The 23847-nt window shown below is 71.2% G+C and carries 17 protein-coding genes; 12 read left to right on the top strand and 5 right to left on the bottom strand.

Annotation, left to right across the window (positions count from 1 at the left end):
• Window positions 1–2 precede the first annotated feature (2 nt).
• The 4 genes from ABT127_RS05685 to ABT127_RS05700 all read left to right on the top strand — a co-directional run bounded on the left by ABT127_RS05685 (window position 3) and on the right by ABT127_RS05700 (window position 4388).
• The gene (locus ABT127_RS05685; protein ID WP_351444908.1) at window positions 3–1820 is read left to right on the top strand and encodes an NADH-ubiquinone oxidoreductase-F iron-sulfur binding region domain-containing protein; all 1818 of its coding nucleotides are present in this window, start codon (window positions 3–5) and stop codon (window positions 1818–1820) included.
• On the top strand, window positions 1817–2677 hold the full coding sequence (locus ABT127_RS05690; protein WP_351444910.1) for a 2Fe-2S iron-sulfur cluster-binding protein: 861 nt from the start codon (window positions 1817–1819) through the stop codon (window positions 2675–2677). Before ABT127_RS05685 ends, ABT127_RS05690 begins: the two co-directional genes overlap by 4 nt.
• Window positions 2678–2684: 7 nt before the next feature.
• The gene (fdhD, locus tag ABT127_RS05695; protein ID WP_351444912.1) at window positions 2685–3533 is read left to right on the top strand and encodes a formate dehydrogenase accessory sulfurtransferase FdhD; all 849 of its coding nucleotides are present in this window, start codon (window positions 2685–2687) and stop codon (window positions 3531–3533) included.
• 207 nt (window positions 3534–3740) lie between these two features.
• Complete coding sequence (locus tag ABT127_RS05700; RefSeq protein ID WP_351444913.1) at window positions 3741–4388, top strand: fasciclin domain-containing protein; 648 nt, start codon at window positions 3741–3743, stop codon at window positions 4386–4388.
• On the opposite strand, the gene ABT127_RS05705 is transcribed toward ABT127_RS05700, so the two are convergent.
• On the bottom strand, window positions 4357–5430 hold the full coding sequence (locus ABT127_RS05705; RefSeq protein ID WP_351444915.1) for a bile acid:sodium symporter family protein: 1074 nt from the start codon (window positions 5428–5430) through the stop codon (window positions 4357–4359). The genes ABT127_RS05700 and ABT127_RS05705 overlap by 32 nt on opposite strands.
• A gap of 124 nt (window positions 5431–5554) precedes the next feature.
• Here ABT127_RS05705 and ABT127_RS05710 point away from each other — a divergent pair, with 124 nt between their 5' ends.
• Window positions 5555–6412: a LysR substrate-binding domain-containing protein gene (locus tag ABT127_RS05710; protein ID WP_351444917.1), complete on the top strand. Its 858-nt coding sequence runs from the start codon at window positions 5555–5557 to the stop codon at window positions 6410–6412.
• Between the two features lie 44 nt (window positions 6413–6456).
• Here the strand turns inward: ABT127_RS05710 and ABT127_RS05715 are convergent, their stop codons facing one another.
• The gene (locus ABT127_RS05715) at window positions 6457–7434 is read right to left on the bottom strand and encodes an Lrp/AsnC family transcriptional regulator (protein ID WP_351444919.1); all 978 of its coding nucleotides are present in this window, start codon (window positions 7432–7434) and stop codon (window positions 6457–6459) included.
• 130 nt (window positions 7435–7564) lie between these two features.
• On the opposite strand from ABT127_RS05715, the gene ABT127_RS05720 reads away from it, so the two are divergent.
• From ABT127_RS05720 to ABT127_RS05750, 7 genes are all read left to right on the top strand, one after another.
• Window positions 7565–9049 (top strand): MFS transporter, encoded by a 1485-nt coding sequence (locus ABT127_RS05720; RefSeq protein WP_351444921.1) that lies wholly within the window; start codon window positions 7565–7567, stop codon window positions 9047–9049.
• 255 nt (window positions 9050–9304) lie between these two features.
• Complete coding sequence (locus ABT127_RS05725) at window positions 9305–11131, top strand: AMP-dependent synthetase/ligase (protein ID WP_351444923.1); 1827 nt, start codon at window positions 9305–9307, stop codon at window positions 11129–11131.
• 75 nt (window positions 11132–11206) lie between these two features.
• Complete coding sequence (locus ABT127_RS05730) at window positions 11207–13513, top strand: FdhF/YdeP family oxidoreductase (RefSeq protein WP_351444925.1); 2307 nt, start codon at window positions 11207–11209, stop codon at window positions 13511–13513.
• An 88-nt stretch (window positions 13514–13601) separates the two neighbouring features.
• Window positions 13602–14855 (top strand): ABC transporter substrate-binding protein, encoded by a 1254-nt coding sequence (locus tag ABT127_RS05735; protein WP_351444927.1) that lies wholly within the window; start codon window positions 13602–13604, stop codon window positions 14853–14855.
• Window positions 14856–14877: 22 nt separating this feature from the next.
• Window positions 14878–17544 carry an ABC transporter permease subunit gene (locus tag ABT127_RS05740; RefSeq protein ID WP_351444929.1) on the top strand — a complete coding sequence of 889 codons (2667 nt, stop codon included), beginning with the start codon at window positions 14878–14880 and terminating at the stop codon, window positions 17542–17544.
• On the top strand, window positions 17541–18278 hold the full coding sequence (locus ABT127_RS05745) for an ABC transporter ATP-binding protein (protein WP_351444931.1): 738 nt from the start codon (window positions 17541–17543) through the stop codon (window positions 18276–18278). The genes ABT127_RS05740 and ABT127_RS05745 overlap by 4 nt, the downstream gene beginning before the upstream one ends.
• Window positions 18279–18317: 39 nt before the next feature.
• Complete coding sequence (locus ABT127_RS05750) at window positions 18318–19196, top strand: aldo/keto reductase (RefSeq protein ID WP_351444933.1); 879 nt, start codon at window positions 18318–18320, stop codon at window positions 19194–19196.
• A 71-nt stretch (window positions 19197–19267) separates the two neighbouring features.
• Here ABT127_RS05750 and ABT127_RS05755 read toward each other — a convergent pair whose 3' ends face one another.
• From ABT127_RS05755 to ABT127_RS05765, 3 genes are all read right to left on the bottom strand, one after another.
• Window positions 19268–20182, bottom strand: coding sequence for a class I SAM-dependent methyltransferase (locus tag ABT127_RS05755; protein ID WP_351444935.1), 915 nt, complete (start codon window positions 20180–20182; stop codon window positions 19268–19270).
• A 171-nt stretch (window positions 20183–20353) separates the two neighbouring features.
• The gene (locus ABT127_RS05760) at window positions 20354–22102 is read right to left on the bottom strand and encodes a glycoside hydrolase family 6 protein (protein ID WP_351444937.1); all 1749 of its coding nucleotides are present in this window, start codon (window positions 22100–22102) and stop codon (window positions 20354–20356) included.
• A 55-nt stretch (window positions 22103–22157) separates the two neighbouring features.
• Window positions 22158–23633 carry a cellulose binding domain-containing protein gene (locus tag ABT127_RS05765; RefSeq protein ID WP_351444939.1) on the bottom strand — a complete coding sequence of 492 codons (1476 nt, stop codon included), beginning with the start codon at window positions 23631–23633 and terminating at the stop codon, window positions 22158–22160.
• Window positions 23634–23847 lie beyond the last annotated feature (214 nt).

A 23847-nucleotide genomic window follows, 5' to 3' on the forward strand; every position in this document is an offset into this window, starting at 1 on the left:
CCGTGGATCTGCGCTTCGGGGACAGCAAACCGACGGACGAGGAGCGGGCGGCGGTCGACGCGCTGCTCGGCCCGCCGACCTCCGCGTGGGAGGCGCCCTCCGGCGAGTGGGCCGACCGGCCGGACGCCGACCTGCGGTGGGCCAGGGGTGGGCGTGCGGCACGGGACCGGCGCGATCTGCTGCTGCCGGGGCTGCACGCCGTCAACGACCGGGTGGGGTGGATCAGCGAGGGCGCGCTCGCCTATCTGTGCCGGCGGTTGACGGTGCCGCCGTCGGAGGCGTACGGGGTGGCGACGTTCTACTCCCTGTTCTCCGTGCGGCCGCGGCCCGCCACGGTGCTGCACGTGTGTACCGATCTGGCGTGCGCGCGGATGGGGGGTGCCGATCTTTGTACGTCGTTGAAGGCGCGGGGCGGGGTTGTCGTCGAGGAGTCGCCCTGTCTCGGGGTGTGCGAGCGGGCGCCTGTCGCTCTGCGCGTGGCGGCCGGAAACCCTGGTTCCGCCGAGCATGTGTCGCTGCCGCGGGGCTCCGCTCCTCAATCGCCGGAGGGGCTTGATTTTGCTGAGCTTGAAGAAGCGAAGCTGCCCCAGGCCGGTGATCCCGGGCTGATCCTTCTCCGGCGGGTCGGGGTCGTCGATCCCGCCGGCCTCGACGACTACCGGGCCCACGGCGGGTACACCGCCCTGCGGCGCGCCTTCGCGCTCGGGCCCGCCGGGGTGATCCGGGAGGTCACGGACGCCGGGCTCGTCGGGCGGGGCGGGGCCGCGTTCCCGACGGGGCGCAAGTGGCAGGCCACGGCCGCGCAGCCGGACGGGCCGCACTACCTCGTGTGCAACGCCGACGAGTCCGAGCCCGGCACCTTCAAGGACCGGGTGGTGATGGAGGGCGACCCGTACGCGCTCGTCGAGGCGATGACGATCGCCGCGTACGCGACCGGCGCCCACCACGGCTATCTGTACCTGCGCGGCGAGTACCCGCGTGCCCTCGCCCGGATGACCCACGCCGTCGAACAGGCCCGTGCGCGCGGCCTGTTGGGCGACGACGTGCTCGGGCAGGGGTTCGCCTTCGACATCGAGATCCGGCGCGGCGCGGGCGCGTACATCTGCGGTGAGGAGACGGCTCTGTTCAACTCCATCGAGGGGTACCGGGGCGAACCGCGCACCAAACCGCCGTTCCCGGTGGAGAAGGGGCTGTTCGGGAAGCCGACGGCGGCGAACAACGTCGAGACGCTCGTCAATGTCCTGCCGATCCTGACTCTGGGCGCCGAGGCGTACGCGGCCATCGGCACCGGCCGCTCCACCGGGCCCAAGCTGTTCTGCGTCTCCGGCGCCGTCGCCCGCCCCGGCGTCTACGAACTGCCCTTCGGCGCCACCCTCGGCGAGCTGCTCGCCCTCGCCGGGACGCCGGACCCGCTGCGGGCGATCCTGCTCGGCGGTGCGGCGGGCGGCTTCGTGCGCCCCGACGAGCTGGACATCCCGCTGACCTTCGAGGGCACCCGGGAGGCGGGCACCACGCTCGGCTCGGGTGTCGTCATGGCCTTCGACCACGCGCTTCCGCTGCCCAGGATCCTGCTGCGCATCGCCCAGTTCTTCCGCGAGGAGTCGTGCGGGCAGTGCGTGCCGTGCCGGGTGGGCACGGTGCGCCAGCAGGAGGCGCTGCACCGGATCGCCGAGAAGCGGGGCATCGACGCCGAGGACGACCTCGCACTGCTGCGTGAGGTGGGGCGGACCATGAAGGACGCCTCGATCTGCGGTCTCGGCCAGACCGCCTGGAACGCCATCGAGTCCGCCGTCGACCGTCTGGGGGCGTACGCATCATGACGACCGTGCCGCTGGGGATCCCCCGGCGCCTGCTGGAGTTCACCCTCGACGGGGAGCCGGTGCGCGCGCCCGAGGAGAGCACGCTCCTCGACGCGTGCCGCGCCGCCGGGAAGGACGTCCCGACCCTGTGCCAGGGCGACACCCTCACCCCCAAGAACGCCTGCCGGGTGTGCGTCGTCGAGGTGGAGGGCGCACGGACCCTGGCGCCCGCCTGCTCGCGCCGGGCCGAGCCGGGCATGGAGGTCCGCACGGACACCGAGCGGGTCAGGCACAGCCGCAAGGTCGTCCTCGAACTCCTCGCGTCGAGTGTGGATCTGTCGACAACTCCCCATGTCGCCGGCTGGCTGAAGGAGTACGAGGCGAAGCCCGGCCGGTTCGGTCCGGACGCGGCCCGCCTCGGCGAGGAGCCCCGGGTCGACAACGACCTCTATGTGCGCGACTACGACAAGTGCATCCTCTGCTACAAGTGCGTCGACGCCTGCGGCGAGCAGTGGCAGAACTCCTTCGCGATCTCCGTCGCCGGGCGTGGTTTCGACGCCCGGATCGCCGTCGAGCACGATGCCCCGCTGACCGCCTCCGCCTGTGTGTACTGCGGGAACTGCGTCGAGGTCTGCCCGACGGGCGCGCTGTCGTTCAAGTCGGAGTTCGACATGCGCGCGGCCGGCACCTGGGACGAGGCGGCGCAGACGGAGACGACGACGGTGTGCGCGTACTGCGGAGTCGGCTGCAACCTCACGCTCCATGTGCAGGACAATGAGATCGTGAAGGTCACCTCGCCGCACGACAACCCGGTGACCCACGGCAACCTCTGCATCAAGGGCCGCTTCGGCTACCAGCACGTACAGAACCGGGACTGATCAAGACATGGGACGAGTCACGGAACGGCGCAAGGTCATCCGGGTCAGGGGCGGGCTGGTCTCGTCCCGGCCGGACACACTGGTCGCCGAGGAACCCCTGGAGATCCGGCTGAACGGCAAGCCGCTCGCCATCACCATGCGCACGCCGGGCGACGATTTCGCGCTCGCGGCCGGTTTCCTGGTCAGCGAGGGGGTGCTGGCCGGCGCCGACGATCTCCAGAACATCGTGTACTGCGCGGGCGCGACCCAGGACGGCTCGAACACGTACAACGTGGTGGATGTCCGGACGGCCCCCGGGGTCGTGCTGCCCGACATCACGCTCGAACGCAATGTGTACACGACCTCGTCGTGCGGGCTGTGCGGCAAGGCCAGTCTGGACGCGGTGCGCACGACGGCCCGCTTCCCGATCGACGACACTCCCCCGGTGCGGCTCACGCCCGGCCTGCTGGCCTCGCTCCCCGACCGGCTGCGCGAGGCGCAGCGGGTGTTCGACCGGACCGGGGGGCTGCACGCGGCGGCCCTCTTCGACGAGGCGGGCACGCTCGTCGACATAAGGGAGGACGTCGGGCGGCACAACGCCGTCGACAAGCTGGTCGGACGCGCCCTGCAGAACGGCGATCTGCCGCTGTCCCGGTCGGTCCTGCTGGTCTCCGGCCGCGCCTCCTTCGAGCTGGCGCAGAAGGCGGTCATGGCGGGCATCCCGGTGCTCGCGGCGGTCTCGGCGCCGTCCTCGCTCGCCGTGGACCTGGCCGCCGAGACCGGACTCACGCTGGTCGGCTTCCTGCGCGGCGCCAACATGAACGTGTACGCGGGTGAACACCGGCTCGACCTGCGGGTTCCGGCCGCGTCGAGCTGACGCGGAGCCCGTGGCACGAAGGACGGGGTCCCGGTGCGACGGGGAGCGCCCCCTGCGTCGGCCGGGCCCCGTCTTTGGGCGTGCCCGGTCCGATGCCCCTCGTTTGTCACTCGTTCGGGGAAGCGGCCAATCCGGACGGCGGAGGGCGCCGGATTACTGGCGACGGGGACAGAGCGTCCTCGCTGACCAGAACTCTGAGGGATCGTCATGCAGACTCGAGTACGCCGTGCCGCCGTCGCAGTCGCCGCCGCGGCCATGCTTCCGCTGGCCCTGACCGCCTGCTCGGACAGCGACTCCAAGGACAAGGCCTCCAGCTCCTCCTCGGCGGCCTCCGGCTCGTCGGACAAGGCCAGTCCCTCCGGGGGCGCGTCGGCCATGAGCGAGCCGTTCGGTCCGGCCTGTTCCTCCGTCCCCAAGGAGGGCTCCGGCTCCTTCGACGGTATGGCCAAGGACCCGGTCGCCACCGCCGCCTCGAACAACCCGGCCCTGTCCACGCTGGTCACCGCCGTGAAGAAGGCCGGCCTGGTCGACACGCTGAACAACGCCCAGAACATCACCGTGTTCGCCCCGACCAACGACGCCTTCGCCAAGATCCCGAAGGCCGACCTGGACAAGGTCCTCAACGACAAGGCCCAGCTCACCAAGATCCTGACGTACCACGTGGTGGGCCAGAAGCTGGCGCCGAAGGACCTGGAGAAGGGCTCGTTCCCCACGCTGGAGAAGTCGAAGCTGACGACCGCCGGCTCCGGCGAGTCCTACAAGGTCAACGGCACGGCCAACGTGGTCTGCGGCAACGTGAAGACCGCGAACGCCAACGTCTACATCATCGATTCGGTCCTGATGCCGAAGAGCTGACGCCGACGCCTGCCCCGGCCGTCCCGGCCGGGGTGCGGCCCGGTGCCCCGTCTGCCTCGGTCTCCTTCAGATCCTCGGGGTCCTTGGCGCGGCGCTTGGCGAGGACCGCGCAGACCATCAGCTGCATCTGGTGGAAGAGCATCAGCGGCAGCACGGCGAGCGAGGCGTGGGCGCCGAACAGGACGCTCGCCATGGGCAGTCCGGAGGCCAGCGACTTCTTCGACCCGGCGAACTGGATCGCGATGCGGTCGCCGCGGTCGAAGCCGAGCGCCTTCGCTCCGTACCAGGTCACCACCAGCATCACGGCGAGCAGCACCGCCTCGACGGCGAGCAGCCCGGCCAGCCGGACGGCGCTGACCTGGTGCCAGATGCCCTGGACCATGCCCTCGCTGAACGCCGTGTAGACGACGAGCAGGATGGAGCCGCGGTCCACGTAGCCGAGCACCTTCTTGTGGCGGGTGAGGAACCCGCCGACCCAGCGGCGCAGCAACTGGCCCGCGACGAACGGCACCAGCAGTTGCAGCACGATCTTCACCAGGGAGTCCGCCGAGAAGCCGCCGCCGCTGTTGCCGAGCAGGGCCGCCGCCAGCAGCGGGGTGATCACGATGCCGGCGAGCGAGGAGAAGGAGCCCGCGCAGATCGCCGCCGGGACGTTGCCGCGCGCGATCGAGGTGAACGCGATCGAGGACTGGATCGTCGACGGCACGAGGGTGAGGAAGAGCAGGCCCTCGTAGAGGTTCTGCGGCAGCAGCGCCGGAACGAGACCGCGGGCGGCGAGGCCCAGCAGCGGGAACAGGACGAAGGTGCAGGCCAGGACCGTGATGTGGAGCCGCCAGTGGCGCAGGCCGTCCATCGCCTCACGGGTCGACAGGCGTGCCCCGTAGAGGAAGAAGAGGAAGGCGACGGCGGCGGTCGAGGCGCCGGACGCCACGTCGGCCGCGGCACCGCGAGCGGGGAGCAGGGCGGCGACGCCCACGGTCCCGATCAACGCCAGGATGTAGGGGTCGATCGGCATCCAGGACGGCCAGCTCAGGCGTTTCATTGGTTCCTTGCTCTCGGTTCATGTCGTGCCCTCTCCATCCTCCACCCCTCCCGCTTGATCGGGAATCCGGTATACCGCTCTGACTGTGATCGTGCTCCGTGATGAGCGCGGGTAGGGTCGGACCATGTACGACCCCGGGCAGCTGAGGACGTTTCTGGCCGTCGCGCAGACGCTGAGCTTCACGCAGGCCGCGCGCCGGCTCGGCCTGCGGCAGTCGACGGTGAGCCAGCACGTGCGCCGCCTGGAGGACGCGACGGCGCGGACCCTGTTCACCCGGGACACGCACTCCGTGGAACTCACCCCGGACGGGGAAGCGATGCTCGGGTTCGCGCGCCGGATCCTGGAGGTGCACGAACAGGCCGCCGCCTTCTTCACGGGGACCCGGCTGCGCGGGCGGCTGCGGTTCGGCGCGTCGGAGGACTTCGTGCTGACCCGGCTGCCGGAGATCCTGGAGGCATTCCGGGTCGAACACCCCGAGGTGGACCTGGAGTTGACCGTCGAGCTGTCCGGGACCCTGCACGAGCAGCTGGACGCGGGCAAGCTCGATCTGGTCCTCGCCAAGCGGCGGCCCGAGGACCCGGGCGGGCAGTCCGTGTGGCACGACCGGCTGGTGTGGATCGGCTCGGAGCGGCTGCGCATCGATCCCGAGCGGCCGGTGCCGTTGATCGTGTATCCCCCGCCGGGCATCTCCCGGGCGCTCGCCCTGGAAGCCCTGGAGCGGCACGGGCGGGCGTGGCGCATCGCCTGTACGAGCGGTTCGCTGAACGGGCTGATCGCGGCGGCCCGGGCCGGGCTCGGGGTGATGGCGCACTCCCGGGGACTCATCCCGCCGGGCCTCGTGCGGGTGCCCGATCGGGCGGGCTTGCCGGAGCTCGGCGAGGTCGATTTCGTGGTGCGGGGGGCCGCCGAGCGGGGGCCGGGGGCCGTGCTGGCCCAGGCGATCCTGGGCGGCGGGGAGCGGTTGCACCGGGCTGCCGGGTAGGCGTCGGCTGTTCGACTGCGGGTCGGTAGGGGCCGGTCGACCCGCTACCACCTGGCCGGAGGCCGATAGGTCAACTGCTTCACGCGCCGCAGGTAAGGCGCCGTCTCCACATGCTCCACCCCCTCCAGCCGCCCCAGCTTCCCGCTCACGTACCGGTAGAAATCAGCCGTGTCACGGGCCAGCGCCGTGGCCACCAGATTGGACGGACCGGCGGTGGCGGCCGCGTGGGCGATCTCGGGGTGGTCGGCCAGCGCCCGGCCGACGTCGTCGAGGTGGCGCGGCGCCGCGGTGATCCAGAGCATCGCGGTGACCCCGTAGCCGAGCCGCTGGGTGTCGTACTCGACGTCGATGAAGAGCGCCCCGGACGCCAGCAGCCGGCTCAGCCGTCGTTTGACCGCCGACTCGGAGCGGCCCGTGGCGCGCTGCAGTTCGGGATAGGTGGCGCGGCCGTCGCGGCGCAGGGCGGCCAGCAGCGGGGCGTCCTCCGGGGTGAGCGACACCGGCTCCGGCGCGGTGGGCGCCGCGGGACGCAGCGCCGCGATCCGGTCCGGGGCGAGCGGGCCGTACTTGCGCAGCCAGCCCTCGGGCCCGCCGAAGAAGCGGTGCAGCACCTGGTGCGCCCGGATCTCCACGATGTGCGGGGTGCGCGGCAGCTTGCCGAGGAGCAGGTCCTCGTGGTCGCCGGGGGTGCGCGGCACCGTGCCGCAGACGATCTCGGTGCCGCCCGAGGTCAGGCCGATCCAGGAGGTGTCGGGGCGGCGGGCCAGCGCGGCGGCGATGGTCTCGGCCCCTTCCGGGGCGCACCGCAGCCGCAGCATCCAGTTGTCCCGTCCGAGGACCTGGCTGTCCTGGAGGCCGACGACGCGCAGGCCGCCGTCCGCGACGAGTCTGCGGTAGCGGCGGGCCACGGTCTGGTCGGAGACGCCGAGCACCTCCGCGATCCGGCTGAACGGCGCCCGTCCGTCCGCCTCCAGGGCCTGGAGGATACCGAGGTCCAGGTCGTCGAACGGGGTGGATTCCATGGTTCGGCCTCGCCTCGGTGTCGGATTCCGTCGCTTCGGGGCGGATGATCACGACGGTCGGCCGCCCCCGGCTCATCGTACGGAGCACTACGACCTCCGATGAGAACCACGACGAAAGGTGACCACCACCATGCGTACCTGGGGGCCCCTGACAGCGGTCTGCCTCAGCACTTTCATGCTGCTGCTCGACGTGACGATCGCCGTCGTCGCACTGCCGGACATGGCGGGCGCGCTGCACGCCTCGCTCAGTGATCTGCAATGGGTGATGGACGGCTATGCGCTGGCGCTGGCCGCCCTGCTGCTCGGCACCGGAGCCGCCGCCGACATCCTCGGTCGGCGGCGCGTGCACGTGGTCGGGGTGGTCGTCTTCGCGGCCGCCTCCCTGGTGTGCGGGCTCGCGGGCGGTCCCGCGACGCTCGTGGCGGCCCGGGTCGTGCAGGGGCTGGGCGCGGCCGCGATGTTCGCGACGACCCTGCCGCTCATCGGCGCCGTCTACCAGGGGCGGCAGCGCTCCGTGGCGCTCGGCGCGTTCGGCGCGGTCAGCGGTGGGGCGGCGGCGATCGGGCCGGTCCTCGGCGGACTGCTCACCGAGGGGCCGGGGTGGCGGTGGATCTTCTGGGTCAATCTGCCGGTGAGCGTCGCGGCGGTGTGGCTGACGCTGCGCCACGTGCCCGAGTCGCGCGGGCCGAAGGAGCGGCGGATCGACTGGTGGGGAACGGCGGCGTTCGCGGCGTTCGCGGGCACGGCGACGTACGGCGTGATCCGGGCGGGCGAGCGGGGCTGGGGCGATCGGGGGGCCACCGTCTCCTTCCTCGCCGCCGCCGTGGCGCTGGTCTGCTTCGTGGTCGTCGAGCGGCGCTGCGCCCATCCCATGCTGGACCTCGGGCTGCTGCGCCGGCCCGCCTTCGTGGGCGTGATGGTGGGCGCCTTCGCGTTCAACGCGGCCGCGTTCGGCGTGCTGCCGTACACCTCGCTGTGGCTGCAGACGCTGCTGGGGATGAGCCCGGTCCACGCCGGTCTGGTCTTCCTGTCCCTGTCGGGGGCCTCGATGGTGGTGGCGATCATCGGGGGCAGACTGCTGCACGGGGTGCCGGCCCGGATCACGGTGGGCGGCGGGCTGCTCCTCATCGGCGTCGGGACCTGCTGCCAGGCCGTGCTCGGCACCGGGTCGACCTGGACCGCGCTGATCCCCGGACTGCTGCTCGCCGGGGTGGGCGTGGGCCTGGTCTCGCCCGGGATCGCGGGCGCCGCGCTCGCCACCGTGGAGCCCCGGCGGGCCGGGATGGCGGGCGGCTCCCTCAACACCTTCCGGCAGCTGGGGTACGCGCTGGGCATCGCCGTCTTCGGCACGGTCGTCATCTCCCGGATGCAGGACACGCTGCCGAGCGGGGCGGCACACGCGCTCGCGGGCGGCGGAGCGGACGGGCTGCGCGGGCAGGTGTCGCGGCGGGCGCTGCACACGGCGTTCGCGCACGGGCTCAACTCCGCGTCGGTGCTGGCCGGTTGTGTGGCGATCGGCGCGGGATTCCTGGTGCTCGTCCTGGTACGGTCCCCCCAGGCGCCGATAGTGGAACCGACCGCTCCGTCCAAAAACACGGCCCCCGCGCCACGGTGATCCCGGTGTCCTCCCCGTACAGATTCGGTGGAGACGGATGGGAGACCGATGACGAACCGTGAAGAGCGCCGGGAGATTACGCCACCGAAACTTACTGAAAGGTAAGTAATCTGTCCCGCCGCTTCCCTTGTGGCCGCATTTAAACGGCTGACCTGTGCATATTCCGCGCGCCCCCGGTGAGACGAACCCTCTCCCGCCGGGGCGCGCGGTCCGGTACCGTCGCCGACGCTGTGCGGAGCGCCACTAGGAGCAACATTGCGTGAGTTCACCACCCCCGCTCTGGCGTCGGCACCGCCGGTGGGCGGCCTGGCCGACGCCGTGTTCGACCATGCGCTGGACGACCCGGACCATGTCGCCTTCGGGCGCAAGGACGCCGAGGGCCAGTGGCGCGACGTGACGTCGGCCGAGTTCCGGGACCAGATCCTGGCGCTGGCCAAGGGCCTGCTCGCGCAGGGCATCAGATTCGGCGACCGGGTCGCCATCATGTCCCGTACGCGCTACGAGTGGACGCTGTTCGACTTCGCGCTGTGGACCATCGGTGCCCAGGTCGTCCCGATCTACTCGACGTCCTCGGCCGAGCAGGTCTTCTGGACGCTGTACGACGCCCAGGTGGCGGCGGCCGTCGTGGAGCACGAGGACCACGCGATGACCATCGCCACGGTCATCGACAAGCTTCCCCATCTGCACCGGCTGTGGCAGCTGGACGGCGGCGCGGTGGAGGAGGTCAGCGCGTCCGGCACGCACATCGACGACGAGACGGTGCACCGGCACCGCAAGGCGGTGACCCCGGACTCCACCGCCACGATCATCTACACGTCGGGCACGACGGGCCGCCCCAAGGGCTGTGTCATCTCGCACGCGAACTTCATGTTCGAGGCGGACACCATGGTGGCGCGCTGGGAGCCGGTGTTCGCCTCCAAGCGGGAGCGGGTGGCGTCCACCCTGCTGTTCCTGCCGCTGGCGCACGTCTTCGGGCGGATGGTGCAGGTGGCGGCGGTGCGCGGCGGCGTGAAGATGGGACACCAGCCGCAGCTGAACGCGGCCGCGCTCCTGCCCGACCTCCAGGCCTTCCGTCCCACGTTCATCCTCGCGGTCCCGTACATCTTCGAGAAGGTCTTCAACGCCGCCCGCAGAAAGGCCGAGAAGGAGGGCAGATCGGGCGCCTTCGACAAGGCCGTCGAGTGTGCCGTGAAGTACGCGGACGCGCAGGAGGCGAAGGCGTTCGGCACGGGTTCGGGCCCGTCCGCGTCGCTGCGCATGCAGCACTCCCTCTTCGACAAGCTCGTCTACTCCAAGGTGCGCGAGGCGATGGGCGGCCGGATCCGGCACGCCATGTCCGGCGGCAGCGGCATGGACCGCAGACTCGGGCTGTTCTTCGCCGGCGCGGGCGTCGCGATCTACGAGGGGTACGGGCTGACCGAGTCGACGGCCGCGGCCACCGCCAATCCGCCGGAGCAGACCCGCTACGGCACGGTCGGCCAGGCGATCCCGGGCACCACCGTGCACATCGCCGACGACGGTGAGGTGTGGCTGAACGGCGGCAATGTCTTCCAGGGCTATCTCAACGACCCGAAGGCGACCGACAGCACCCTGCACGACGGCTGGCTCGCCACCGGCGACCTGGGCATGCTCGACGAGGACGGCTATCTGACCATCACCGGCCGCAAGAAGGAGATCCTCGTGACCTCCGGCGGCAAGAGCGTCTCGCCGCAGCAGCTGGAGGAGCGGGTGCGCGACCATCCGCTGGTCGCCCAGTGCATCGTCGTCGGCAACGACCGTCCGTACGTGGCCGCGCTCGTCACGCTCGACGCCGAGGCCGTCGAACACTGGCTCGGCATGCGCGGCAAGCAGATGATGCACCCGGCGGAGCTGGTGCGCGAGCCGGACCTGGAGATGGAGGTGCGGCGTGCGGTCGTGGCCGCGAACACGCTGGTCTCGCAGGCCGAGTCGATCCGCACCTTCCGGATCCTGGCCCACCAGTTCAGCGAGGAGCACGGCCTGCTCACGCCGTCCCTGAAGCTGAAGCGCAAGGCCATCGAGACCGCCTACGCGGCGGAGGTCGAGGCGCTCTACCGGGGCTGACCTCCGGCAGGCACCGATCCGGACCTTCCCGTACGTTCGTCAGTGAGGCACCCGGAACCTGCGGAAGGCCGAACGATGAGCAGCGCACCCCCCGCGACCCCCAGCGGCGGCTACGGGCCGTCCGGCGGCGAGCCCTCGCACGAGCCCTACCACCACCCCACGGCGGGCTGGGGAGCGGCGAAGTCCGTGGGAAAGGTGCTGGCGAAGGCGAAGGAGCCGGTCAGCAGCGCGCGGATCATGACGACCATGAACCATCCGGACCGCGGTTTCGACTGCCCGGGGTGCGCCTGGCCCGACGACCAGCACGGGCTGACGCTCGACCTGTGCGAGAACGGCATCAAGCACTCCACCTGGGAGATGACGCCGAAGCGCGCGGGCGCCGAGTTCTTCGCCCGGCACACGGTGACCGAGCTGGCCGAGTGGCCGGATCACGACCTGGAGGACCAGGGGCGGCTGGTCGGCCCGCTGGCGTACGACGCGGAAACCGACCACTACGTGCCGGTGTCGTGGGAGACCGCCTTCGCACTCGTCGGCGAGACGCTGCGCGGCCTCGACTCCCCGGACCGGGCGCTGTTCTACACCTCGGGCCGGCTGAGCAACGAGGCGACGTTCCTCTACCAGCTCTTCGCCCGCGAGTTCGGCACCAACAACCTGCCGGACTGCTCGAACATGTGCCACGAGGCGAGCGGCCGGGCGCTGACCGCGGCGCTCGGCACCGGCAAGGGCACCGTCGACCTGAACGACCTCGACCAGGCGGACGCGCTGTTCGTGATGGGCGTGAACGCCGCGTCGAACGTCCCCCGCATGATCACCACGCTCGCCCACGCCTACGACCGCGGGGCACAGATCGTGCACATCAATCCGCTGGTGGAGGCGGCGGCGGGCCGCACGATCGTGCCGCACGAGTTCGCCGCGATGGCCACCTTCAGGGCGACCAGGACCGGCACCCTGAACCTCCAGCCGCGCATCGGCGGCGACCTGGCCCTGCTGCGCGGTATCGCCAAGCACGTCCTGGAGCGCGCCGAGCGGGACCCGAAGGCGGTCGACCGGGAGTTCCTCGACCGCTTCACCGAGGGCTTCGAGGCCTACCGCGACCTGTGCGCGGGGACCGAGTGGGCGGACCTGGAGGCGGCGAGCGGCCTGACCCGCGACGCCATGGAACAGGCCGCCGAGGTCTATCTCGGCTCCTGCCGTACGGTGATCAGCTGGTGTCTCGGCATCACGCAGCAGGAGCACGGCGTCGACACGGTCCGGGAGATCGTGAACCTCTTGCTGCTGCGCGGCAACATCGGGCGGGAGGGCGCGGGCCCCTGCCCCATCCGCGGGCACAGCAACGTCCAGGGCAACCGCACCTGCGGCATCGACCACCGCCCGAAGAAGGAGTTCCTGGACCGGCTCGCCGAGGCGTGCGGCATCGACCCGCCGCGCGAGCCGGGCCTGGACACGGTGCGCGGCATCGAGGCGATGCACGCCGGTGAGGCGACGGTGTTCGTCGGCATGGGCGGCAACTTCGTGCGGGCCGCCCCGGACCCCACGTACACCGAAGAGGCCCTGCGCGCCTGCGAGTTGACCGTCCAGGTGTCCACCAAGCTGAACCGCTCGCACCTGGTGCACGGGCGCAGGGCGCTGATCCTGCCCTGCCTGGGCCGCACCGAGAAGGACCTCCAGGAGGGCGGGCCGCAGGCGGTCTCGGTCGAGGACTCGATGAGCATGGTGCACCTGTCGCGGGGCATGAAGCGGCCCGCGTCGTCGCATCTGCTCTCCGAGCCCGCGATCATCGCCCGGATGGCGCGGGCCGTGCTGCCCGGCTCCGCGACGCCGTGGGAGGAGTACACCGGCGACTACGACCGGATCCGCGACACCATGCAGCGTGCGCTCGACGGGTTCGAGGACTTCAACCGGCGGGTGCGCGGGCCGCACGGGTTCCGGCTGCGCCAGCCGGCCCGGGAGCGGATCTTCCAGACGCCGTCCGGCCGCGCCGAGTTCTCGCTCGCGGCGCTGCCGGATCCCAGCCCCGGCGAGGGCCTGCTGACCCTGGCGACGGTCCGCTCGCACGACCAGTGGAACACCACGATCTACTCCTCCGACGACCGCTACCGGGGTGTGCGCAACCTGCGCACGCTGGTCTTCCTCAACGCGGACGACATGCGGGAACGCGGCCTCGCGGACATGGACCTCGTCGACATCACCTCGGTGGCCCGGGACGGCTCGCGGCGGTCGGTGCGCGGGTACCGCGCGGTGCCGTACGACGTGCCGCGCGGCTGCGCCGTGGGCTACATGCCGGAGCTCAACGTCCTGTGCGCGATCGGCGACTTCAGCCCGCAGAGCGACCAGCCGCTGATGAAGCATCTGGCGGTGGAGGTGCGACCGCACTGCATCTGACGGTTCATCAAATTGCGGCGTCCCGGTTATTGACGGTTCGTCAGGTCGGACACAGAATCACCCTCACTTCGACGGAGGGGGCCCGACCGTGTCGCGACCGATCCGCGCCATCACCGCCACCGTGGCGGCACTCCTGCTCGCCACCGCCTGCAACTCCACCGCCACCAGCTCCTCGCCGGACGGCAAGGGCACGTCGGTACGGGGAGTGAGCGACGACGCCGTCAAGGTAGGCGGCATCGTCTCGATGACGACCGCGAGCGGGTACAGCAAGAAGGACACCGATCTGGGCGCGAAGGCCCGCTTCGACCGCGCCAACGCGGAGGGCGGGGTCAACGGCCGGAAGATCGACTACCTGGGCGCGGAGGACGACGGCCAGGACCCGGCGAAGAACCTGGCCGCGGCCCGCAAACTGGTCCAGCGGGACAAGGTGTTCGCGATCGCGCCGATGAGCTCGGTGACGTTCTCCGGGGCGGACTTCCTGCAGAAGCAGAAGGTGCCGACGTTCGGCTGGGGCACCCTGCCGTCGTTCTGCGGGCCGACCTACATCTACGGCTTCGGCGGCTGCATGGTGCCGATGCCGGGCGGCACCATCTCGCAGACCTGGCCGGAGGGCCTCAAGCACGTCACCGACGGCTCGAAGGGGAAGACGGTCGCGATCCTCGCCAACGACAACGACGCGGGCACCTTCGCCATCCGCACCTACCGGCAGTCGTTCGCGTCGGCGGGCTACAAGGTGACGTACGCCAAGGCCTCGGTGCCCGCGACGTCCGTGCCGAGCGACTGGTCCGCGTACACGAAGGAGCTGCTGCGCAGCGACGGCGGCAAGGCGCCGGACGTGGTCGTCTCCGTCATGCAGACCCCGTACAACATCGGGCTGTTCACCGCCGTCAAGCGCACCGGCTTCACGGGCGTGCTCACCGATCCGACGGACTACGACCCGGGGCTGCTCGCCAAGAGCGCGACGAAGCAGGCGCTCGACGGGGTGCACGTGCTGCTGTCCTTCGAGCCGTTCGAGTCCGACTCGCAGAAGATGAAGCAGTTCAAGGCCGACATCGAGAAGGCCGCGGGCAAGAAGGTTCCGCTGAACATGCACATGGTCACCGGATACATGAGCGCCGACCTCCTCCTCGCCGTCGCGCAGAGGGCCGGCAAGGACCTGACCGTGGCGTCGTTCCAGAAGGCGGCGGACGGGTTCTCCGACTCGGGGACGCTCGTGGGGAGCCGCCGGCTGCCCGCCGGGCAGAAGGAGTCGTTCGGCTGCGGCGCGCTGGTGCAGCTCAAGGGCGGGGCGTACACGGTGTCGTCGCCGTTCAAGTGCTACGCCCCGATCCCGTTCAAGTAGGTCCGCCTGAAGGGCTTCTCGCATGACCGACCTGCTTGCCTTCGTCCTGAGCGGGCTCGTGTCGGGCGCGCTGTACGCGCTGCTCGCCACCGGACTCGTGCTCTCCTACTCGGCGTCGGGCCTGTTCAACTTCGCGCACGGCGCCACCGCCTATCTCTGCGCGCTCGCCCTCTACGAGCTGCACTCGGGCTTCGGCTGGCCCGCGGTGCCCACCGCGCTGCTGCTCGTGCTGGTCATGGCCCCCGCGCTCGGCTGGGGGCTCGACCGGCTGATGTTCCGCAGACTGGCCCGGGTCGGGGAGACCGCGCAGATCGTCGCCACCATCGGGCTGCTCGTGGCGCTGCCCGCGCTCGGCCTGTGGGTCGTCGAGCTCCTCGACGACGCGGGCGCGGCCGTGCTGCCCGCCGAGAACCAGTTCGGGCTGCCCGGGGTCGGTCCGAGTCCGGCGAAGAACTGGCCGCTCGTGAACGGCGTCGGCATCGACTCCGATCAGCTGATCACGTGGGTGACGACCGCCGTCGTCGCGCTGGGCCTGTGGGTCCTGCTGCGCCGCACGACGCTGGGGCTCCGGCTGCGGGCCACGGTCGACAACCGCACGCTGGTCGAGCTGCGCGGATTGAGCGCCGACCGTCTCTCGTCGGTGGCGTGGATGCTGTCGTCGGGCCTCGCGGGGCTGGCCGGCGTGCTCGCCACTCCCCTGCTCGGCCTCTCCGCGCACGACTTCACGCTCTTCCTGTTCGTGTCGGCGACGGCCGCGGTGCTGGGCCGGTTCCTGTCCGTGCCGGTGGCCTTCGCCGGCGGGCTCGGGCTCGGGGTGCTGCAGAACCTGGTCGCCGGGTACGCCTCGTTCGCCGAGAAGATCACCGGATTCCGGACCGCGGTGCCGTTCCTGATCCTGTTCGCCGGGCTGCTGCTGCTCACCCGGCGGCAGCGCACGGCGGGCACGGCCGCGGTGGACGCGCCGCCCGTGGACTATCTGGCGGGCAGGCCGTGGGCGCGGCGGTGGGGGCCGTGGGCGGTGGCCGGCGCACTGCTGGGCGTCGCCTTCTACACCGTCACGACACCCTTCTGGAGCGGGATCCTCGCCCAAGGGCTCGCGATCTCCCTGGTGTTCATGTCGTTCACCGTGGTCACCGGGCTCGGCGCGATGGTCTCGCTCGCGCAGGCCACGTTCGTGACGGGCGCCGCCCTGGTGGCCGGGCTGCTGATGAGCCACGGGGTGCCGTTCCTCGGGGCGGCGCTGATCGGGACGTGCGCGGCGGCCGCGCTCGGCGCCCTGGTGGCGCTCCCCGCGCTGCGGCTCGGCGGGCGGTCACTGGCCCTGGCGACGCTCGCCCTCGCCTTCCTCGCCGACCAAGTGCTGTTCCAGACGGGCTGGTTGCGCAACGGCGACACCGGGTGGGAGGTGCCCCGGGCCGTCCTCGGACCGGTCGACCTGAGCGACGACCGGGCGATGGGTGTGGCGATGCTGGTGCTGTGCGCGGCGGCCGTGGCGGGGCTCAGCGCGCTGCGCGGCTCGCGGGCCGGACGGGCGATGCTCGCGGTGCGCTCGGCACCGGCGGCGGCGATGGCGTCGGGGGTGTCCGTCGTCCGCACCAAGCTGCTGCTGTTCACCCTCTCGGCGGGGCTCGCCGGGTTCGGCGGCGTGATGTACGCGTCGTACAACACCCGCATCACCGCGACCGACTTCACGGCGATGACCGGCCTGATCTGGCTCGCGGTGGTGGTCGCGGCCGGGGTGCGACGGCCGCAGTTCGCGGTGGTCGCCGGGCTCACCTTCGCCGTCGTCCCGCATCTCGTCAGCGACTACGTGACCGATTCGGCGCAGCTCCCGGTGATCCTGTTCGGCCTGGCCGGTCTCGCGCTCGCCAACGATCCGGACGGGTACTGCGCGGCGTTCTCCGTGCGCAGGCACCGGCGCCGCGCGAGCGTCACGGTGACACCGGAGCCGGTCTCCGACGCCGGCCCGGACCCGGAGGCCGCCCTCCAACTCGTCGGCGTACAGGCCGGATACGACGGCGCGCCGGTCCTCCGGGGCGTCGGCCTCACCGTCCGCCCTGGAGAGATCGTGGCGCTGCTCGGGCCGAACGGCTCCGGGAAGTCGACAACCTGCAAGGTGGCGGCCGGACTGCTCGCCCCGGTCCACGGGCAGGTGTACGTCGCCGGCGTCGCGGCCGGACGGCAGGGGGCGGTGCGCCGGGCGCGGGCCGGAGTGGTCCTGGCGCCGGAGGGCCGCGGCATCTTCCCGTCCCTGACGGTCGACGAGAACCTGGCCCTGCGACTGCCCCGCAAGCAGGACCGGTCGGCGGTGTACGAGCGCTTCGCCGCTCTGGCCGGGCGGCGCGCGGTCGCGGCCGGATCGCTCTCCGGCGGCGAACAGCAGCTGCTCGCACTGGCGCCGCTGCTGCACGCCCCGCCGCGCGTCCTCATCGCGGACGAGCCCTCGCTCGGCCTCGCACCCCGCGTGGTCGACGAGGTGTACCGGCTTCTCGCCGAACTCCGCGACGCGGGCACCGGGCTGCTGCTCGTGGAGGAGAAGGCGTCGGAGATCCTCGGCGTCGCGGACACCGTGGCGTATCTCGCACAGGGCCGGGTCACCTGGTGCGGGCCGCGCGCACAGGTCGAGACGGAGCGGCTCACGGACGCCTACCTCGGGATCGCCGCGGCCAGGGAGGCGGAGCGCTCATGAGTCACGTACTGGAGGTGGAGGGCGTCGGCGTGCGGTTCGGCGGCGTACGCGCCCTCGACGGCGTGGACCTGCGCCTCGCGGCCGGTGAGGTGTGCGGACTGATCGGGCCGAACGGCGCGGGCAAGACGACGTTCTTCGACGTCGTCTCGGGGATCCGGCGGCCGGACGCGGGCCGGGTGCTGCTCGACGGTGCGGACATCACCCGCCGCTCCCCCGTGTGGCGGGCGCGGCACGGGATGCGCCGCACGTTCCAGCGCCAGCAGCTGTTCGGGCAGCTCACCGTCGCGGACCAGCTGCTCGTCGCGCAGGAGTGGCGGCGCGGCGGCGCGGACGCCGGGCATGCCCGGAAGCTGCTGGAGGCGTGCGGGCTCACCGACGTCGCCGGCGCGTGGGCGGGCACGCTGCCGGTCGGCCGGGCCCGCATGGTGGAGCTGGCGCGGGCCGCCGCGGACCGGCCTCGCGTGCTGCTCCTGGACGAGCCGGCCTCGGGCATGACGGCCGGGGAACGGGAGCTGCTCGCGTCCGTGGTGCGCGGCCTCGCCGAGGAGTCCGGGTGCGCGGTGCTGCTCGTCGAGCACAACGTGGCGTTCGTGATGGAGCTGTGCGCGCGGGTCGTGGTCCTCGACCTGGGCGCGGTGCTCGCCGAGGGCACCCCGGAGGCGGTCCGGGCGGACCGCAGGGTGCGCGACGCGTATCTGGGGGCACAGGAGAATCACTCCCCGGTCAAGAGGTGATCCCGCGCAGGAATGCGCGTGGGCCCGTGATCGTTGACCATGGGAGTACGACTGTTGACTCACAACGCTAAGGAACGACACCTCGTGAGCAAGGTTCCCCCGATCATCCTGAACAACGGCGTCGAGATGCCCCAGCTCGGCTTCGGCGTGTGGCAGGTGCCGGACGACGAGGCCGAGCGCGCCGTCGCCACGGCGCTTCAGGCCGGGTACCGGAGCATCGACACCGCCGCGATCTACGGCAACGAAGAGGGCACCGGCAAGGCGATCGCCGCGTCGGGCGTGCCCCGCGAGGAGCTCTTCGTCACCACCAAGCTGTGGAACGCGGACCAGGGCCACGACGCCACGCTCCGCGCCTTCGACCAGTCCCTCGACAAGCTCGGCCTCGACTACGTGGACCTGTACCTGATCCACTGGCCGCTGCCGTCCAAGGACCTGTACGTGGACACGTACAAGGCGTTCGAGAAGATCTACGCGGACGGCCGCGCCAAGGCCATCGGCGTGTCGAACTTCCTGCCCGAGCACCTGGACCGGCTGACCGCCGAGACCTCGGTCATCCCCGCGGTCAACCAGATCGAGCTGCACCCCCACCTCCAGCAGCGCGTCTCGCGCGAGCGCCACGCGGAGCTGGGCATCGCCACCGAGGCGTGGTCCCCGCTCGGCCAGGGCAAGGGCCTCCTGGAGGTTCCGGCCATCGTCGCGATCGCCCAGAAGCACGGCCGCACCCCGGCCCAGGTCGTCCTGCGCTGGCACATCCAGCTGGGCAACGTGGTGATCCCGAAGTCCGTGACCCCGTCGCGCATCGCGGAGAACATCGACGTCTTCGGCTTCGAGCTGGACACCGAGGACCTCGGCGCGATCTCCGCGCTCAACGAGGACCGGCGGCTCGGCCCGAACCCGGCGGAGTTCGACGTCAGCTGACCTCCCGCCGTGGACATCCGGGGCCCCGGCACGAGCACCGCGTGTGCTCGTGCCGGGGCCCCGCCGCCGTTTCAGCCCTTCACGGCGGTGTGCACCGTGTGCGCCACCAGCAGGAACACGTCCTCGCGGCGGTACAGGCCCAGCTCGTCCTCCGGGTCGAGCAGGCGGTCGAGGGCCGCGATGTCGTCGGCGGCGAGTGCCTCCTCGTAGACACCGCGGCGCCGCTGCCACATGTCGACCAGCATCTCGCGGCCGGCCGCCGACAGGGGCGCCGGAAGGTCGAGCAGGAACGTGCGGGACTGCGCGCCCTTGAGCCCGGCGGCGGTCAGGAGGGCCGGCCAGTCCTCGACGTGCTGCTCGGCGCCGGGCAGCGAGCGGCGCATCTCGTCGAACCACTCGTCCTCGATGGCGTCCGCCCGCGTCTCCAGGCCGGGGCGGCCGAAGCCGAAGTCGCGGGGCAGGCTGCGCAGCGGCAGACCGCCCTCGACGAGGGCGAGGGTCCCGCCGGGGGTGAGGCGGTCGGCGAGCGCGGCGATCGCGGCGCGCTGGTCGCCGACGTGGTGCAGGGACCGCGCGGCCCAGATCAGGTCGGCGTCGGGCAGCTCGTCCACCGCGTCGGGCAGCTCCACCCGCAGGGTGCCGGTGCGGTCGGCGAGACCGGCCGCGGCAAACCGCTCGGTGGCCCGGGCGAGCAGGGCCTCCTCCGGGTCGGCGGCGATGATGCGCGCCTGCGGGAACGCCTCGGCGAGTTGCAGCGAGACCGCGCCGGGGCCCGCGCCCGCGTCGACGATCAGGCCGGTGCCGCCGGGCCGCGACGCGCGCAGCCAGGACAGGGCCTCGGTGTAGAGGGGGGCGTAGACCTCCGCGCCGCGCTCCAGGTGCGGGATCATCTGGGACCAGTCCATGTCCTGGGTGCCGTGCTTGTGCGCGTGACCGTGCCCGTGTCCGTGGCCCTGCTCGTGTCCGTGGTCGTGGCCGTGTGCCATGTGTGCGTCTCCGCCCTTCGTCCCGCTGTGGTGCCGGTGGTGCCCGTGGTGCCCGTGGTGCCCGTGGTGCCCGTGGTGCCCGTGGTGCCCGTGGTGCTTCCAGCGTGCGCGGGCCCCGCCGCGACAGGCAAGCCGAGTTGCCGAATGCGCAAAGCGGGGCCCGCGGCCGGCCTACTGGACCGGCGGGTAGGCGTTCTTCAGCAGCTCCTGGAACTGGGCGGAGAACCAGTGCCCGGACACCGGCGCGTTCGGCAGCGCCCCGGACAGGTGGTTGTTGTTGCGTGGGTTACCGGTGTACGTGGGGTCGCACATCCGGTCGAATCCCTTGCCCTCGTCGTTGTCGATCGCGGTGCTGGAACCGTCCGACTCCCCCGGCGGCTTCATCCACACGTACGCGTCGATGCCGGTGGCGGGGTTGGCCTGCGGGCGTTCGCCGAGTCCGGCTCCGGACTGGTTGCACCAGTTCCCGAGGTGGATGCGGCGGTCGTAGCGGCCCCCGTCGACATAGGTGTCCACGCTCGTCCTGGCGCCCGGTCCGGTGGGCCTGGCCGAGCCGCCCCAGCCGTTGCGGGAGGTGTCGATCAGCATGCCGAGGTTCTGGTCGAAGCCGAGGGAGACCAGCTTGGTCCGCATGGCCTGGGCGTACGACAGCTCGTCGGTGTAGCGGTTCCAGTCGACCCACTTCGACTGGCGGACCGAGACGCCGTTGACCGAGTCGTCGATGCCGAAGTGGTCCTCCTTGAGGGCGCTGTAGTTCGCCGTGTTCACGATGAAGCCGTGGACGTCGGACAGCTGCGCGCCGTTGCTCGACGCGGTGGTCCTGAACAGTTCCGCGGAGGCCCCGAAGTTGTCGTCCCAGCCGAGCCAGCCGTGGTGGCCCGCGTCGATGTAGTTGTAGACGTTCGGGATGGCGCCGAGCTTGTCGAGGGCGTACCCGACGCCCTTCTGGTAGTTGCCGTTGGCCTTCATGACGTCGCAGTTGGGGGTGGCCGTGGCACGCCCGCTGACGTTGGTGACGAGGTTGGGCAGCGAGTCGATCTCGATCGTCGTGACGATGCGCAGGCCCGCGTACTTGGGGTCGGCGAGGATCGCGGCGATCGGGTCGATGAAGTCGCTCTTGTACTTGTCGATGTCGTTCGGACCGAGTTCGCCGTTGGAGGCGAGCGCGGCGCAGTCGCGGCCGGGGAGGTCGTAGACGACGAGCTGGACGACCTCCTCGTTGCCGCCCTTCTGGGCGAGGGCGGCGTCCAGGTGGTCGCGCAGGCCCATGCCGTCGCCGACGCCGTCGATCGCGGCGATCCGGTCGAGCCAGACTCCGGTGGGCTGGTTCGCCACCGCGCTGCCGCCGGGCTCGGCGGCGGCCTTGGCCTTCCACTCCGGGTTCACGTAGACCTTGGCGCCCGCGTACGGGTTGTCGACGCGGCCGCTCGGGCCGGTCGGGTCCGTGGGATCGGTCGGGTCGGTCGGATCCGTCGGTCCGCTGTCCTCGTTGCAGGTGACGCCGTTCAGCTTGAAGGCGGCGGGCACGGCGTTGGCGCCGCTGTACGTGCCGTTGAAGCCGAAGGAGGTGGAGCCGCCGGTGGCGAGGGTTCCGTTGTAGGACAGGCTCTTGGCGGTGACGGCGGTGCCGGACTGGCTGATGTCCGCGTTCCAGCCGCTGCTGACCTTCTGGCTGCCTGCGAAGGACCAGGTGAGGTTCCAACTGCTCACCGCGGCGCCGTTGTTGGTGACGGACACGGAGGTGGTGAAGCCCGTGTCCCACTGGTTCTGGACCTTGTAGTCCACGGTGCAGGCGGCCGCGGCCGCGCTGTCGGGGGCGGCGACGGCGGTGCCGACGCAGGCGGCGCCGGAGAGGACGAGCGCCGCGGCGAGCGCGGTACTGCCTCTCAGTCTCGTGCGGCTGTTTCCGGTACGGCTCATGGTGTGGGGTGTCCCTTTCCGGTTCTCTTCATGGGTCGGGTGTCGATGGCGCGGGTCAGCCCGTGAGGGCTTGCAGGTGGTTGCGCAGACCGGCCCCGAACGCGGTCGGTGTGCCGTCGTAGTCGCTGATCAGCGAGGGTCCCGAGGCGCAGTCCCAGGTGTTCCAGGTCCAGCCGAGGTACGACAGCCTGCGGTCGTCGAACCACTTCATGACCCGGTCGATGAAGGCGTGGGAGCAGGTGTTCTCGCCGATCTCCCCGGCCACCAGCGGCACTTGGGCCGCGACCGGCGCGAGCTGCTCGTCCCAGCAGCTCTCACTGGCGCAGGTGTTGAAGTTGTAGACGTGGTAGGCGGCGGCGAGATTGCCGGCCGGATCGGTCGGCTTGTGGGCGAGCCACTGCCGCAGGTCGTTGGAGTAGGCGAGGCCGCCGATCAGGATGAGGTTGCCGGCGCCCGCCGTGCGGACGGCGTCGACGAGGTCCTGCATGCCCGCGACCTCGTAACCGATGCCGGGGCAGGTGCCGCCGTCCTTCCAGCAGGCCCATGCCTGGTCCAGGGTGGAGGTGGCACGGTCCGGGTACGGTTCGTTGAAGAGGTCGAAGGCGACCGCCGGGTCGTCCTTGTAGGCGCCGGCCACCGACGACCAGAAGGCGGGGGTGTACTGCGCGTCCGGCATCGGCTTCTGGCAGGTGGCGTGGGTGTCGGAGCAGCCGGCCGAGTTCCCGGTGTACTGGCCGTAGGACCAGTGCAGTTCGAGGATCGGCGTCATGCCGTGCGCCTCGACCTTGGTGACCAGGTCCTTGATCGCTGCCTGGTAATCGGCACCTCCGTACTCGGGTTTGATGTTGTCGAGGCCGAGCCAGCACTCCTCGTTGAGCGGGATGCGGACGGCGTTCGCCTTCCAGTCGGCGATGGCCCGCACCGACGCGTCGTCCACGGGTCCGTCGAAGATCCCGTATCCCTGGACGCACATGAACTCGCCGCCGGAGCGGTTCACGCCGAGGATCCGGCGCGTGGCCCCGCTGGTGGCGTCGACCAGCTTGTTCCCCGACGCCTTCAGGGCCGGGGCGGTGCCGTCACCGGGATCCGTGGGATCGGTCGGATCCGTCGGATCGGTGATGTCCTCGTTGCAGGTGACGCCGTTCAGCTTGAAAGTCCTGGGCACCGTGTTGGCTCCGGACCACGACCCGATGAATCCGGCCGACACGCTGCCGCCCGAGGCGAGCGCGCCGTTCCACGACTCGTTGGCCGCGGTCACCGTCGAGCCGGATTGGGACCACTTGGCGCTCCAGCCCTGGGTGATCTTCTGTCCGTCGGCGAAGTCGAACGACAGGCTCCAACTGTCCTTCGGCGCACCGTTGTTGGTGACCTTCACGGCGCCCTGGAAGCCGCTGTTCCACTGCGAGGTGACGGAATACTCCACCGAGCAGGCGGGTGCGGCCGCGGACGCGGATCCGGTCAGGGGAACGAGCGCGGCCGCCGCGAGTGCGGCGCACGCCCACAGTGACACGTAGCGCGGAGGGTGTCGCATGAGCGACTCCTTGCAGCTCGGGCGCGACGGCGGAAAGCCGGCGCGTCGACTGATGGAATCGCTCCCACTGGTTGCTGGTGGACTGTAGAGAAGGAACTGCCGTCAAGCAACAGAGGCGTTACGGAAAAGTACTGTCGAATTAATTCGACTCTTCAAGTCTCTTGACCCTCATTTGACTCCTCATCATCCTGGGAGCGCTCCCACTGGTTCATAG

The organism is Streptomyces sp. NPDC001904, from assembly GCF_040297005.1.
GTDB lineage: Bacteria > Actinomycetota > Actinomycetes > Streptomycetales > Streptomycetaceae > Streptomyces.